This window comes from Candidatus Venteria ishoeyi, assembly GCF_030378065.1.
Lineage (GTDB): Bacteria > Pseudomonadota > Gammaproteobacteria > Beggiatoales > Beggiatoaceae > Venteria > Venteria ishoeyi.
On record NZ_JAUCGJ010000003.1, the window covers coordinates 77,044 to 92,599 of the forward strand.

Annotated in this window: 10 protein-coding genes; 7 read left to right on the forward strand and 3 right to left on the reverse strand. The window is 46.9% G+C overall.

Features of this window, described 5'->3' with window-relative positions; all coding sequences use genetic code 11:
- Positions 1–46 precede the first annotated feature (46 nt).
- Entirely contained in the window at positions 47–280 is a 234-nt protein-coding gene (locus QUF61_RS01665) for a hypothetical protein (RefSeq protein ID WP_289680153.1), read from the forward strand.
- Between the two features lie 240 nt (positions 281–520).
- Entirely contained in the window at positions 521–925 is a 405-nt protein-coding gene (locus QUF61_RS01670) for a hypothetical protein (protein WP_289680154.1), read from the forward strand.
- Between the two features lie 299 nt (positions 926–1,224).
- Here QUF61_RS01670 and QUF61_RS01675 read toward each other — a convergent pair whose 3' ends face one another.
- The gene (locus tag QUF61_RS01675) at positions 1,225–2,460 is read right to left on the reverse strand and encodes a DUF1015 domain-containing protein (protein ID WP_289680155.1); all 1,236 of its coding nucleotides are present in this window, start codon (positions 2,458–2,460) and stop codon (positions 1,225–1,227) included.
- Between the two features lie 317 nt (positions 2,461–2,777).
- Between QUF61_RS01675 and QUF61_RS01680 the strand changes: the two genes are divergently transcribed.
- The 5 genes from QUF61_RS01680 to QUF61_RS01700 all read left to right on the forward strand — a co-directional run bounded on the left by QUF61_RS01680 (position 2,778) and on the right by QUF61_RS01700 (position 13,679).
- Positions 2,778–6,053, forward strand: a complete 3,276-nt coding sequence (locus QUF61_RS01680) for an AAA family ATPase (RefSeq protein ID WP_289680156.1) — start codon at positions 2,778–2,780, stop codon at positions 6,051–6,053.
- A 149-nt stretch (positions 6,054–6,202) separates the two neighbouring features.
- On the forward strand, positions 6,203–8,215 hold the full coding sequence (locus QUF61_RS01685; protein ID WP_289680158.1) for an AAA family ATPase: 2,013 nt from the start codon (positions 6,203–6,205) through the stop codon (positions 8,213–8,215).
- Positions 8,216–8,291: 76 nt separating this feature from the next.
- On the forward strand, positions 8,292–9,836 hold the full coding sequence (locus tag QUF61_RS01690; protein WP_289680160.1) for a glycosyltransferase: 1,545 nt from the start codon (positions 8,292–8,294) through the stop codon (positions 9,834–9,836).
- Positions 9,802–13,206, forward strand: coding sequence for a glycosyltransferase family 2 protein (locus tag QUF61_RS01695; RefSeq protein ID WP_289680161.1), 3,405 nt, complete (start codon positions 9,802–9,804; stop codon positions 13,204–13,206). The genes QUF61_RS01690 and QUF61_RS01695 overlap by 35 nt, the downstream gene beginning before the upstream one ends.
- On the forward strand, positions 13,200–13,679 hold the full coding sequence (locus tag QUF61_RS01700; protein ID WP_103920464.1) for a low molecular weight protein-tyrosine-phosphatase: 480 nt from the start codon (positions 13,200–13,202) through the stop codon (positions 13,677–13,679). Before QUF61_RS01695 ends, QUF61_RS01700 begins: the two co-directional genes overlap by 7 nt.
- 193 nt (positions 13,680–13,872) lie before the next feature.
- On the opposite strand, the gene QUF61_RS01705 is transcribed toward QUF61_RS01700, so the two are convergent.
- Both QUF61_RS01705 and QUF61_RS01710 read right to left on the reverse strand, forming a co-directional pair.
- Positions 13,873–14,337, reverse strand: a complete 465-nt coding sequence (locus tag QUF61_RS01705; protein ID WP_289680162.1) for a hypothetical protein — start codon at positions 14,335–14,337, stop codon at positions 13,873–13,875.
- A 15-nt stretch (positions 14,338–14,352) separates the two neighbouring features.
- Positions 14,353–15,489 (reverse strand): sulfur reduction protein DsrS, encoded by a 1,137-nt coding sequence (locus QUF61_RS01710; protein WP_103920466.1) that lies wholly within the window; start codon positions 15,487–15,489, stop codon positions 14,353–14,355.
- Positions 15,490–15,556: the final 67 nt, after the last annotated feature.

Genomic DNA, 15,556 nt, shown 5'->3' on the forward strand with positions numbered 1-15,556 from the left:
AAGCAAACCGCCTGTAATCGTGGGCGGTTTTTCAAGGTGAAATATCATGTATAAAAAAACACAATCTCAAGCTTCACAAAAAAAATTGATGGTATTTATGCTGGTACTTTATTTATTTGAAATAACTTTATACTTTGTAAACAGTGCATTACCGTTGCTTTTCGGATTCGTTCACCCGCTCCACAATCTCATTTCAGAACGTTTCATAATATCCCACAAGCAAAGCAATAAAAGGGATTCCCGCCTTTCTGTTGTTTCACTCGACTATCAAGGATTTTAAATTTGACAATTTTCAGTAAATGAGCATCTAATTTATAGATAGTCCTGCCTGATTCAGGAGAAAACAGATGCTCTTTACCAAACCACTACCCTTCATCAGCAAATTTATTAGGGTGAACTGGCTGGCGATGATACGGATAAAAAACATGCTAAAGTTACCACGCGGATCTACAAAGCATACAAAATTTTTGATAAGAAGACAGGTGGATACTTCAATGGTTAAACGGTTGTTTTGCTGTACTTGATCACACCTAAAATAAGTTTGCCGGTAGGATTTCGGTTTTATGAGCCAGACCCGGTGATGAGGCAGTGGAAGAAGAATGATGAAAAGCTGAAAAAGCAGGGTATCAAAAAATCTGAGCGACCAGTGGAACCTGCAAAAAATCCAAAATATCCGAGCAAGCTGGCTTTGATGCTGGAATTACTGGAAGAATTCAAGTTTTACCATCTGCATATCCGCGTTAAAGCAATCCTGGGTGATGCGCTGTATGGAAGTGCTTGGTTTATGAATCAGGCAACGAAGGTTTTTACTGATACACAAACTATCAGTCAATTACAAAAGTCACAAATTGTCCAATATCGCAATCGGGAAATGTCGGTAGCTCAATATTTTGGTAAATACCACGGATACGTGGCAAAGAAGTGAAAGTTATGATTGGTAGTGCGCGATTACATGTTTCAGAAATTGGATGAAATCATCGCAGTTGCCAAAAGGCTTTTTCCGCTCAGGGATTCCTCAAAACATATGAATGATAGAGACTTGGGTAGGCTTGAGCCAACGCCATCGTTGGTATATAGGGCGAAAGATTGTATGTCTTAAGCATAAATTTTGTTTTTGTCAAAAATAAAAACTTGAGAGTCGAGTAATACCTAAAATTTGATCGGTCTTTTTATCCTCGTTCCTAAATCTGGCAGGTCTTTAAGACCTGCCAGGTTGATGTGTAATCAATCCAATATATGTGAAACCAACCCATCAGCCAGTTTGGGTTCAAACCAGGTTGATTTTGGTGGCATCACCTGATTGGCATCAGCAACATCCATCAAATCGGACATGCGGGTGGGAAATAAGGAAAATGCCAGTTTCATCTCGCCGCTGTCTACCCGCGCCTGTAAGCCTTCCAGGCCACGGATACCACCGACAAAATCAATACGCTTATCACGGCGCGGATCGGTAATGCCCAGGATGGGGGCAATTAAATAATCACTGAGCAGACTGACATCCAGTCGCGCCACGGGATCATCTTTAGGAATACACTGGCTGTGAATATCCAGACGGTACCAGCGGTCATTAAGATACATGCCAAATTCACCTGGATGAGAGGGTTTGAAAGGTTCAGTTTCCAGTTGCACCTGGAAGTTTTCTTCCACCCGTTGCAGGAAGCTTGTCTCATCCAGGTCGTTAAGATCTTTAATTACCCGGTTATAATCCAGAATTTTCATGCGCGTGTCCGGGAACATCACCACCAGAAAATAATCATGCGCGTTATCTTGTGGCGCTTGCTCGCCATTGCGCATTTTTGCCACCCGTGAAGCGGAAGCTGAGCGATGATGACCATCGGCAATATATAAGGCAGGCATGGCATCAAAAGTGTCAGTAATCGTCTGGATATGGGTATCTTCTTCCACCAGCCAAAGCCGGTGAATAATGCCATCATCCGCAGTGACATCAACAATCGGCGTGCTGCTGGTCAATTGATCAATCAAACCCTGGATGGTGTCATCCTGTTTATAGGTTAATAAAACCGGGCCGGTCTGCGCGTCTAAGGTATCAATTTGACGTACCCGATCATCTTCTTTGTCCGGGCGGGTAAATTCGTGTTTACGAATCCGGTTGCTGTCATAATCAACCACGGATGCTGCGGCAACCAAACCGATTTGGCTGTGATCATCCATCACCAGTTCATACAGATAATACAAGGATTTGGCATCCTGCTTTAAAACCCCTTGCGCAATCATCTTTTGCAAATTTTCCGCGCCTTTGGCATAAACCGCAGGATCATAAGGGCTGATGCCCTTGGCAAGATCAATTTCCGGGCGGGAAATATGTAAAAAACTCCAGGGACGCCCCGCTGCGCGCTGTCGCGCTTCTTCGGTATTGAGGACATCATAAGGCGGAGCAACAACCGCTTCGGTATATTCCGGCGTCGGGCGTAATCCTGCAAAGGGGCGAATTAATGACATGATGCTTCCTTGTATTAAAAACTTAAATAGAGTGTGTATTTTAACAAAAATACACGATATATTGAGTCTCAGGCAATGGAACTTGTAGTGAATTTTAACGAATATCAAATGATATTGCTGAAATTGTATTGAGTTGTCTGAAGAGCAAACCATGTCCTGATGAATAAACCCTAGCCACTTTGAGCATGAGGCGAAAGCAATTCGCAAGCGTGTAACGGATGAAAGAAGCTTACATCAAATTCAGGTCAATTTAAAAAAATGGCATTTTGTCCCAATCCTGAACAAAAAAAAACCTGGATTTTGTTATCCTAACTATCATGAAAACACCACCTTCACCTCATTTATCTGCTTTTTGCAAGCCGCAGGCAAAAGTCATTTTTGATGATCAGATAACAGCGGCTGCAAGTTGGAAGTCCTGTCCAGTGGATATTCGCAGCTTACACAGTGAAGCGCGCAGTCAGTTTCAGGCCATGTATCACAACTTGTGTCGCCCGGAAATCAACCCGCAGATATTGGCCTCAAACCCCAGAATATTGTATTTATCTGGTCAGGCCGGGGTAGGTAAAAGTCATTTATTACAGTATTTTCGCCAGCAGGTGCATCAACAGGGACGCGGTTGTTGCGTTAACATGTCCTTGCCGCTGCTAATGCAAAATCCTGATGATTATTTGTTGAATCAGGTGATCGAGGGTCTGGAAAAACCCTGGCAGGAAAGTGCGCAGACCTCTGCTTTATTGCGGGTATCCCATGCGCTGTTGGAAAATTATCAACGTATTCCAACCAGTGCTTTGCAGATTTTCCGCCAGGGACAGTTTAATGATCACAGTTTGGGGCTGGCAACCCAGGCTTTGTGTCAACAGCTTTGCAAACACCCGGAGTTCCAGGATTTAGAGCCAGAATTATTACGTGTGTTGTTGTATTTACAACGTCATGAGCCACGCTATCGGCGGCGGGCCTTAAAATATCTGCGCTGCGAGCCACTGAATAAAACTGACTTAAAAATTCTGGGTGGTATGCCTGCCACAGCCCTTAAAACCAAACCCGGTATACGCCTGGCACAATTAAGTCAGGTAATTTTTCAAGTCAGCGGCGGACCTTTGGTGTTATGCCTGGATGAACTGGAAAATATCAGCAGCCCGGTACCGCTCAGTGCTTTTATGCAATCTTTGTTGCTGTTGGCACAGCAGGCACCGCGTGTATTGCTGCTACTTAGCTGTCTGGAGAAGGCTTATTTGGAAACTTGTCCGGCGAGTCTGCGCAAGTGCTTACACAGCCATATGACAAGCCTGGATTTGTTACCGGGTTGCTCAGAACAGGAAGCCAGGGACTTGATTGCACAACGTTTAAAAACCTATTTTAAGCACTTGCAACTGCAAACCAAGGCCAATGATCCGTTTTACCCGCTGAATATTGCAAATCTGGTGCTGACATCAACGCAAACACCGCGTGATATTCTGCAAGCCTGCCAACGGCAACAAGGAAAACATCAAACGGGACAACAAGCAGCGTCACTATCACAAAAACCGCTGCAATATCCACCTGAACAACAAGCACTGGAAAAACAATGGCAGGATTTTATTGCGCGTTTACATCCCGTCTTATCACGCTCCCTGCCGGAGCAAGCGACTGGCCTGCAAGCATTATTACTGCACAGCCTGTCGCAATACCTGCAAGAACAGCGTTTAACAAAACAATGTCAGGTACAAACTCAAGACAGTGACATACTGCTGCTGCGTGGTGAGCAGAATACGCCTTTACGCCTGCGTTTATGTAATCAACGCCTGCAAAACGGTGACTTGACACGCCAATTACAAAATTTACTGGATGATGCCAGTTTGCCTATAGCAAATCAGGATGACAGTATCCCGATTGCAATACGACATAGTATTTTCAGTCGCAGCGCCAGTAACAGCGTGGCCTTAAAACTTGGTGAAATCCGTCGCGCCGGGGGCATGGTGGTCATCCTGGAAGACAGTGACTGGCGCACCCTGTGGTTTATGCGGCAGTTTTATCAGCAAAAATACCAGCAAAAAGGATTTCAATCCTGGCTGCAACACCGGCAACCCCTGTCACAACTGCCAGGATTACAACGTTTAACCTCATTTTTTGAGGATTTAAATCATGCAGTCGTTTCTCAGCCAGAAGCAGCGCATAAAACCAGCAAGCCGGTTATGCCATCACCCGCACCTGCTTCAACGCAACAAGACATACAAAGACCTTCCCAATTTTTAAAACCTGGAAGCACTGCAATAAAAACAAAACCGGAAAAGTTATTGGTAAAGCCTCATGAACCAAGGCAGAGCAAAGCACCCGCGACAGAAGCCCAATTATACCTGCCCAGCACCAGTGGCGAGCCACTCAGCGTACAACTGGGGCGTAGCGCCGATAAAATGCAACAACGACAAGTTGATCTGCGCGCGCATATCGGCATTCTGGAAGAAAATGGACACAGCGCCTGGCAACTCTCTGCCAGCTTGATGGAACAACTTTTATTACGTGATATTCCGGTCTTGCTGGTTGATACGCAGGGGCGTTTTAAGCATTATGCGCAGCCAGCGCAGTGGCAACAGCCTGCTGATCCAGTGCAAGCGCAACAATTTCAGGCTTTGCGTGATCATCTGCAAGTACAATATTATGCGCCCGGTCAACACCCGGATAACTTACAGGACATCAGTCTGCCCGTGCAGGTTGCCGGATTAGGGCGCTTGCCGCGTAATGAGCGCATTGATTATTGTCGGGCCAACAGTGCCATGCTGGTTGCCTTAATACGCGAGCAAGGCCAATCGATTGCAACGGCGGCACAAAAATGGTTAAGTCAGGCCTTGTACGCGCTGACGGAATATTATCATGATGAAGCGGTGACGCTGGTGCAATTAAAAGTTTTTTTACGCCAGCACCAAACACGTCAGGCATTGCCGGAAGCTGATTTTATTAATTTATTGCAAGGGTTGAAACAACTCCCTGTCAATATTGGTTTAATGACATCCGAGCACGCCAGCAGCACCGGCTCCACAACCTTGCGCAGTCAACTTAACCAAGGTCAGGCCGCCAACCTGATTTTACTGGATTTACAGCACTGCACGCCCGCCCAGCAAAATTACTGGGTGTGGCACAGTCTGCTGAGTCTGAATAATCACGCAGAGCAATTTCCCGGCACGGCCTTGCGCCAGGTCTGCATACTTGATGATGCGATAGATGGGTTGTCACCTTACCAGCAGATACGCCAGAGCGGCTTATTAACGCAGCTATTAAAACGCAGTCGCATGGCTGGCGTCAGTCTGGTTTTTAACAGTGTATTTAGCAACCACAGGGCAGAAAGCTGGGGGCTGTTATTTGAGCAGCAGGAAGCTGTAGAATTAGGCAGTTGGTTTATTGGCAGCATGTCTTTAGCCAAAAATCTGGAAAAATTACATACCTTGTTTGTAGGGACGGGGCTTGACCCCAAGCGGATTTTGCCAGGCTTGCAAACCCATGGTTTTTATATCCGCAAAGCAGGGGAAACCTTACGCTTTACGGGTAAACCGGCGCTGGTTAAACCAGCGTTGATGCAAAGTACACTGACTGCGACATCAATAAATGCAGCAAATAGATAATGTGGTTTCCAATTTTGCCGGAGATGGATTTGCAGTCTTACATTTGGAACATTTCATTTCATTCTCCGTAAGCTTATAATGAAAACCAGCGTGAAGAAAAAGCGGTTTTTTCGTATTTCAAATCTCTAAAACCTACGAAACAGAAGCTTTTGCATAACACCAATTCATCCTATCAGTTTATTATTATCTCTTCTATGCAACTACTTAATTTCCAGGTTTCCAATTATCGCTCAATTAATGACAGCGGTTTAATTGATGTCAACCCCCGCACCATGCTGGTGGGGCGTAATGAAAGCGGCAAAACCAACTTACTGTTGGCGCTGCAAAGTCTCAATCCGCCAGCAGGCATTAAAAAGCTGTCTTATGTTAAAGACTTTCCTCGCTGGCGTAATATTTCAGCGTATCAGGATAGTCTGATTGTGGTGAAAACCCGCTGGGCTTTATCCACTGCGGAACAACAACAATTACTGGAAATTTTCCCCAGAACCGGATTTGGCGCAGAACCCGTTACAGAACTAGTCATCAGCCGTGATTATACGACTAAACGTCAGATTCATTTTGTAAATCTGCCGCCACTGGAAATCGACAGCGCGGCAAGCGACAGGCAGCGCCGCAGCATTGAGCGCAGCATTAAAAACGCGCTGAAAGATGCGCTGGATAAACGCAGCATAGAAAAAGCTGGACGTGCCTTAAATGTGTTGAGTCATGAAATTGCAACCGGACAAGATGATCCTGCGGAGTGGGCGCTGCGGGTGTTGAAGGTCATCGGCGTGTTTCAGCGCTCCTTCGATAGCTTAAAATTGTCCTTGCCAGACAGTAGCAAAACGCAGTTGCAGGCGTTGAGCAAACATGCCGAGCAAATTGCGGCGGATGCCCCGCAACAAAAACAGGCGCGGATTTGGGTCAGTACAAACCTGCCGGTATTTGTGTATCTGAATGAATATCCAAAACTGGCAGGACATCAGAACTTAAAAGTTTTTCTGCAACACGCTGAGCAAAGTCGTATGAGCGAGGCGGAGCAGAACTTTGCGCGTTTGTGCAAAGTCGCTGAACTGGAACCGGCAAAATTATTAAAATCGCTGCACAGCGATCATCAACAGCGACAACTGCTGACCAACCGCGCCAGCGCAATTGTTACCCGCAAACTGCGTAAACTCTGGCGTGATCGTCCGTTAAAAGTACGCTTTCACGCCGATGCCGAACATTTTGACACGCTGATTTCAGAACCTGATGATGTGTATGATGTTGAGGTCAATTTAGACGAGCGCAGCCGTGGTTTTCGCTGGTTCTTCTCCTTTTATATCACTTTTGCCGCCGACACCACTGAGGGGCTGGCCAGTAATGCCATTGTGTTGCTGGATGAACCAGGTATGCATTTACACGCCCACGCACAGCGTGACTTGCTGGATCATTTTATTCACGATTTTGATTTACCAGTTTTATTTACCACCCATTCTCCATTTATGATTCCGCAGGAAGAAGTGAGTAGTGTACGCACCGTGGATATTGATCCAGAGCACGGCACCTGGGTCAGTAATCAACCCCAGGCACGTCCTGCGCATTTAAAGCATGACAGTCGCACCCTGTTTCCCTTGCAGGCTGCGCTGGCTTATGAGCAAATCAACGCTTTGTTTGCGCAACGCCCGTGTTTATTGGTGCCTTCACTGGCAGAAGCGATCATGCTGGAAGCGATTTATGTCTATTTGCAGGAGCAAGGTAAAAGACTGCCAGCGCTGGACATCATACCTGGCGCAGGTACGCATAAAATCGCGCATATGGCCGCCTTATTAGGCGTACAAGCCGCGCAATTACGCATACTGGAAACCCACAAAATGGATTTAGCCCCAGACCATGTGGCTTTGCCCGCAAAGGCTAAGAATATTGCAGCCTTACTGCCTGATGAGTTATTGCATGAATGGGTTTGCCAGGCCCATAAGCAACTGCCGGGTGAACCGCCACCGCTATTGTATAAAGAAACCAGCGCAGACGGTTATCTGGATGCCTTAACGCCTTATGTACGGTTTTACCATGAGCGTGAGCAGGTTTTTCAGCATTTACAACTGGCAAAAATCTTTATGTTGGTGCTGGGGCAAAATCCACAGCAGGTTTTATCTGAAACAAATATCCAGTTATTTGAAAAATTTTTTCATATTGTCATATAAAAACAAATAATAAGGTTTGTTTATCACCGTATTCCGTTTAAAATGATCTGTTTTTTCCTTGTAACAGACCTTTTACATGAAAATACTATATATCAATTGGGCACCTTTATGGTTAGGTGCTGAAATCGGCGGCGGCGTTAATGTGTATGCCCAGAATATGGCGCTTGCTTTGCAGGCGCGTGGGCATCAAATGTACTCGCTGTCAGCGGGATACGCTTATAATTTTGCCGGTGGCACGTATTTAAAGCGTGGCCCGGATTATCAGGGCGTGATTAATTATGAAGTGATCAATGCCCCGAATATTTCACCAGGTTATCTGCTCAAACCCAACCCGACAGCGGATTTGCGCGAACCGGAAATCGAGCAGATTTTTCAGAAACTATTACAAGACTTAAAGCCGGATTTGGTGCACTTTAATAATATTGAGGGCTTTTCCGGTCATTGCATTGAACTGGCTAAGGCCAGCGGCGCGCGGGTGGTGTTTTCACTGCATAATTATCACCCGGTGTGCAATCAGGTGTATCAACTGTATCAAAATCAGGAAATCTGCGAGGATTTTCAGGACGGCGCAAAATGCGTCAACTGCTTCAGCCCGCCGCCGAAAGATAAGGAAATTTTCAAACGTAAGCTGGGTTATCACATTCACTTATACCCCGAAGGTCATTTATTCTGGGGGCCTATCCATTTTCTGAAAAACAGCATCAAAACGCTGCTGCTGTGGAGCAAGCTGGCGCGTTCCATTATTGGCGTCTGGCGTGAGCGCAAGCGTTTAAATCAGCAGCCGGTGGATACCCAGCCGCAACCTGAAGCGACAACAGAAACAACCTTCACCTTACACCGCACTGAACCGGTAACTATCTCAGTACGAGAAAAATCAGCGGGTCTGGCTTATAAACAACGCCGCGAAACATTGGTTGCCGCAATTAATCAGGCCGACTTGGTGTTATCGGTCTCCACCTGGGTGTCACGGATTTTTATCGGCATGGGCGTGGATAAAACCAAGCTGGAAACCTGCCATATCGGTAATCGTATTGCAGAAATGGGACGCCATTACACCCATCCACAGCCGGATTACAGTGATAATAAACGCCCCATCCATCTGGTATATATCGGTCTGGCTTCGCAGCCCAAGGGGTTTCCATTTTTTCTGCGCACCCTGGCGAACCTGGAAAGTAAAGATTTAGCCCGAATTCATTTACATATTTATGCCAAGGGTGTACATAATTTCGGGACTTTGCTGGAGCCGTTAAATGCTCGACTGGCGGGGCTGGAAACCCATGATGGCTACCGTAATACTGACTTGCCGCAGATTCTGCAAAAAATGGATGTTGGCATCGTGCCGCCCATCTGGTGGGACAATGCGCCGCAAGTGGTGTTTGAGATGATGGCTTTGGGCGTGCCTTTGATTGGCGCGGAAATTGGCGGTATACCGGATTTTGTGACCCATGATAAAAATGGCCTGTTATTTAAGCCCGGTGATGCTGAGGACTTACAAAAACAGTTGCTGGCAATTGTGTCTAAGCCTCAGAAAATTGCCGATTTCCGTGCTGCCCTGCCGCCAATGAAAACCATTGCAGAACATGCCGATGAGCTTGAAGCTTTTTATCAAAATAATCATTAAACGCTGGTTTGATGCAGTTGCTGACTCTGGCAGTGGACGGTTTATCCGTGCCAGCATCCAGCGCAGGCGCATCCAATGGCATATCTGGCAGGCAGCGCGCCGGGGCAATACTCACAATGAAGGCTTGAGACAACAGCTTTTAGCTTTACGCACCTCAGATTCTGGCTATTTTATCTGGCTGTTGTTACATAAGCTGTACATCCCCCGCTTATTAAGCGCGAAAAACAAATACGGGGCGCAACAGCCTTATTTTTCAATTCTGGTGCCGGTGTATAACAGCGATCCCGTCTGGTTGCAGCGCACGGTCGATTCTGTCATCAGTCAGCACTATCCACGCTGGGAATTGATATTATGCGATGATGCCTCGCCTCAGGAAGACACGCGCCTTTTGCTAAAGCAATTAGCCGGGTGCGACAGGCGCATACGTCTGGCATTTAATGCGCGTAATCAAGGTATATCCAGAGCCACCAATCATGCCGCCAAGCTGGCGCAGGGGGATTGGCTGGTATTGCTGGATCATGATGACACGCTGTATGCTGATGCCTTGGAAAAACTAGCTGAGCATATCGGGCAGCAGCCGCAGGCCAGTGTGTTTTATTCTGATGAAGATCGGCTTTCTGCCCAGGGCTTTTGTTATCAACATAATTTTAAACCCGGCTTTTCGCCCTCATTGCTGGAAACCCAGAATTATATTTTGCATCTGGTGTGCGTGACTAAAACTGCTTTTGAAGCGGTGGGCTGCCTGCGCAGTGGTTTTGACGGCTCTCAGGATTATGATTTGTTACTGCGTCTGCTCAGTGCCAAACACACGTTTTTCCATATTCCTCAAGTACTGTATTCCTGGGGCGAAAGTGATACCTCCATGGTGGGCGGTCAGTTAAAACCTGCGGTATTTGATGCCGGTCGCCGTGCTTTAATCGAATATTTTGCCCGTACCCAGGCGCGTATAGATCACATCAGCGCTCAAGCAGGCAGTGGTGAATACCATGCCCATTTTAAGTTGCCCACGCCGTGCCGGGTGTTGTGGGTAAAAACCCGACCGGATGCCGCGCCGCTGGACTTACCCTTACCGACTTTCAGCGTAAACTGGCAAGTCGATGAGATTATTGCTTATGATGGCATTTCCCCAATTGTTGCCGCCTTATCACAGCTATCCGCGCAAGCCGAGCCTTATGATTTTATTTTATTTTGCCGTGCAGGTCTGGATGCCGTCGATTTTGAGTTGGTTTTGTCCGAATTAGGCGGTTGGGCCTTACGCCCTCAAGTTGGCATGGTAGCCGGTTTAATTGTCAATCAGCAGCAGCAAATTTTACACGCAGGCTTTTCCTATCTGCCATCCGGGCGCTTGCAGGCGGATTTTCAGGGCAGAAAACTTAATGATACACCGCTGGCGAAGCGGGTACGTGATTGCAGCGTGGTTTCTGGTGACTTGTTAGCCATGCGCCCGGATGTATTGCAACAGCACCAGGAAATTCAGGGCATCAGCCACCCGGACTATTGGTTTGTGGCTTTGTGTCTGGCTGTGCAACAACAGCAGCAACGTGTGGTGTACCTGCCTTGGGCTGCCATGGAAGCACGCGCGCGTGGGCTTGGGGATTTCCCTGTGCCTGCAAGACCTCCCCGATTGTTAAAATCTGGAAGGTCTAAAATCCATCACCCCACAGAACTTTATCTGAACCCGAATTTGATTTCTCCCTGGAATGACTGGCGCTTGCCAAATCCATTGCCTGATGAGCCACAATTGGCACAGACTATAGATAACAATACAAGTCTGTCATTTATGCCTTATCGGCAGGCATCGCCCTTATCAAATAATAAGCCTCCTCAGTTTTCAATTATTCTGACCACCTGGAATAGTCATCTGGGCTATTTACGGGAAATGCTGGAATCCATCCATGTTCAGCAATGGAGCGATTTTGAAGTCTGTATTGCCGATGATGCTTCAGATAAGGCGCGTTTGCGTGACTATTTAAAAAATCTGGGGCAGCAAGATAGCCGTTTTGTGGTGCAACTGGCAGATACGCGTTTAGGCATTGCCGGTAACACCAATCGCGCCTTAGCAAAAGCCCGTGGTGAATGGCTGCTATTTTGTGATCATGATGATGTACTGGAATCCCACGCGCTGCAAACGCTGGCGGATTATATCCAGCAACATGCCAGCGTGGATTTGGTATACAGTGATGAAACCCTGATGGATGAACACAGTGTCCGTCACAATCCGCACCATCGTCCCGACTGGAACCCCGACATGTTTACCAGCCAGATGTATTTCCCGCATCTGGTGGCAGTGCGCCGCAGTCTGGTGGAACGTGTAGGCCAGCTAAATCCTGCCCTGGACGGCGCGCAGGATTATGATTTTCATTTGCGCACCACCGAGCAAGCGCGCGCAATAGGCCATATTCCCGAAGTGTTATATGCCTGGCGTATGCATCCTGATTCGGTGGCAATGGATGCTGCCAGTAAGCTCTATGCTTATGAATCAGGACGGCGGGCGCTGGCGAATGCCATGTCACGGCGCGGCGAAACTGTGAATGTGTTGAATGCACCGGGTACGGCATTGGGTGTTTACCGGGTTAAACGCAAAGTGCAGGATTGCACAATTTCCCATATTCTGGCGGTGGACAGCGCGCAGGCGATTAACAGCATTCGCAGTATCCGTCAATGCAGTCGCCGTCCAGTGGAAATTATTGCGGTGCTTTCCGGTAAGGATGCCAAGCTGGCAATCGCTTTGCGTCAGGCTGATGCGCAGCTACAAACGCTGATTGTTGCTGATGACCACAATCGCGCGCAACGCTATAATGCAGGCGCACGCATTGCCCAGGGGCAGCAACTCATTTTTTCTCCCGATAGCGTGGAACTGGTGGACAGCGATTATCCTGATGCGCTACTGGAACACAGTCAGCGTAGTGATATCGGCGCGGTGGCCGGTAAACTGATTTATCCTAATGGTTGTTATTATCACACGGGTTTGTTACTGGGCGTCAATGGCTTTTGTGGTTATGCCCATCGCAATATCTGGCAAGGCCCCGGTTATTGGTATTATGCTTTAGTCATTCGTAATTATACTGCGCTGTCCTGGGACTTTATGGCAGTATCCCGCCCCCATTGGCAGGAAGTTGATGGTTTTGATGAACAACTGGCACAGTTTGCCGATGTTGATTTTTGTCTGAAACTGGGGCGTTTGGGTTTGCGTCAGGTGTACACACCTTATGCCAGCGGCGTGTTCAAACGCGCTGTTCATCATCTGGAAGCACTGCAAAATGAAACCGCAGCTGATATTTTGATTCAGCGTTATGGCGTGGAAATATTACAAGATCCACAATATCACCCACGTTTGTCAAAACAATTTGAGGACTTTTCTGAATGTTAAAAATCTTATTTGTCTGTATGGGAAATATCTGCCGTTCACCAACAGCCCAGGGTGCTTTTGCAGAACTGGTCAAACAGCAGGGCTTGAATGCTAAAATCCAAATCGATTCTGCTGGTACCCATGCTTATCATATCGGCAAAGCCCCAGACCAGCGCGCGCAGGCAGCAGCCCGTAACCGTAAAATTGATTTAAGCGACCAGCGCGCACGTCAGGTTCAGGCGAGTGACTTTGAACAATTTGATTATATTCTGGCGATGGATAAGGATAATGAAGACAATCTACGCCACATTTGTCCATCTGAACACCAGGATAAGATCCATTTATTTCTTGCGTTTGCTCCTGAGCATAAAGAACAGGAAGTGCCTGATCCTTATTATGGCGGCACGCAGGGGTTTGAACATGTATTGGACTTAGTGGGAGCTGCTGCGCAGGGGTTGTTAAATAATATAGAGGCAAATTATGGGTTTGCCTAAGGAATGGGAATTAAATAACTGGTACAGTTGGCACAGGATTTTTTTTCATATTCAAGAGTAAGTGTTCAGTCTCTCCCAGGGCCAGCAGAATGCCAGCGTTCCCAGGAGAAGTAAACGGATACATTCAAGACACGAAAATTAGAAATATGGTGCCGGATCATAAAATATCCGGGTTAAATACGAGTACCAATCGTTATTTCTTGGCATCTTTCACCAAAACATCACCAAATGGCGTTCTGACACGGTGGTGACCTGCGGGTACATCTTCATCGGCAATGGTGCGGGGTTTGAATTTGGGTGCAGTTGCTGATGAGGTTTTGGCTGCGGGTTTTGCGCCAAAAGGCATGGGTACTGCGGGTTTGGTTTTAGCAACGGGTTTGCTTGTATGTTCCGTCATGCGACTTTGCAAGGTCAGTTCCTGTAATGGCATATCCGGTTTGTTCTGAGATTTGATCTGTACGGTACGTGGTGCAATTTTTTTAATTTGCCACTCACCAATCGTCCCCCCCTCTCTGCGTTTAAACGTTTTACCCTGGAAACTGATAAAGGCATATTTTTTTTCTCCAATCGTACTGACGCCCTGCAAAGCAATGGTGTCGGCTGCCAGTACCGGGTGTACGAAGAGTCCTAAGCAAATTAGTAGTAAAGAATATTTCATTTCTTTTATCCAGGGTTAGATATTAATGGGTTGGCGTAATTGCTTTAATTGTTCAAAAATCGGGCTTGTGACAGGTTTGAGTTTTTTACGCATCAGGGAGCCTATGGAGCTTGTGCGTGAGAAAATCGGGCGCAATACGCCATAATCCAATGCGGCTAATGTCATCATGGCTTGCAAATAGGCTTGTAACTCAGGTGCTTGTTTAAGCACAGCGTTTAAGCCTGTCACCATGCCGGGGTTTTCCATGCAGCAGGCTTGCGCAACATTGGGTAACAGGCTTTCAATCGCCTGATTGTCCATATTATCCGGTTTTAAGCTTGTAAAGTACTGCGCCAAATAGACAATAAAGTGATTGACGATATCCTGATTAATTGGTTTTTTTAATACCCGCTCGCACAGTTGGATAAAACTTTGCCCCTCTGGAGAAAGTATCTTTAACACCAATAAAGCCACCGGGTTGTTTTGTTCTGTCAGAGGTTTAAGCTTGGCAGCAAGGCTTGTGTAAGCATCATGCGCAGCTTGTTGTTCTGGCAACAGACGCATATCACTGCGCAAAAAACCCAATAAATAACTATTTTTATGCTGACCACGATGCCATAAATCTTGTATTTCCGCTGTGTTTAATAAACCGGGCTGTAATATCCGCTGCACAGATTCGGCCTGCATCATCGGCTCTTCTTCAAATGGCAGAAACTCCAGTATATGCTGAGCCAGTTCCTTGCCCAGTTCACTGTTGATGATATTACTTTTTTGCAGCATCTGGCGGGCATTGTCTGTTTCCTGCGCTGCCCACCAGGCCCGTTTTGCCAGTTCCGGCGTTAACCCTGGCGCATGTACAACGGCAATCACCGCTTCAGGCTCTCCCAGTTTCAGCAACTGTTCCAGGCTTTCATCCCGTGCTTGCCCCATGCGGATCCAACGGCTGATATATACGGGATAACCTTCCGGGGAACCCAGAATCACAGCGGAAATCAGTTCCCGCACCTGACGCAGGTATTGTTCATCCCGGCAATTGGCATTGAGTTTGACCTTGGCTTCGCCACGCGGTGTCAAGGCATGAACAGTCATGCTCGATTCATTAATCCGAATGGCTTTGACTTCACCTGCCAGCAAAACATTTAAGCGTAAGTTGTCTTCGTTGGATAAGCTCATTGTTTACGGTTTACGGTTTAATGCGAAGGCATGTTTGTCAACTAATAACTGATAACTGATAACTGCA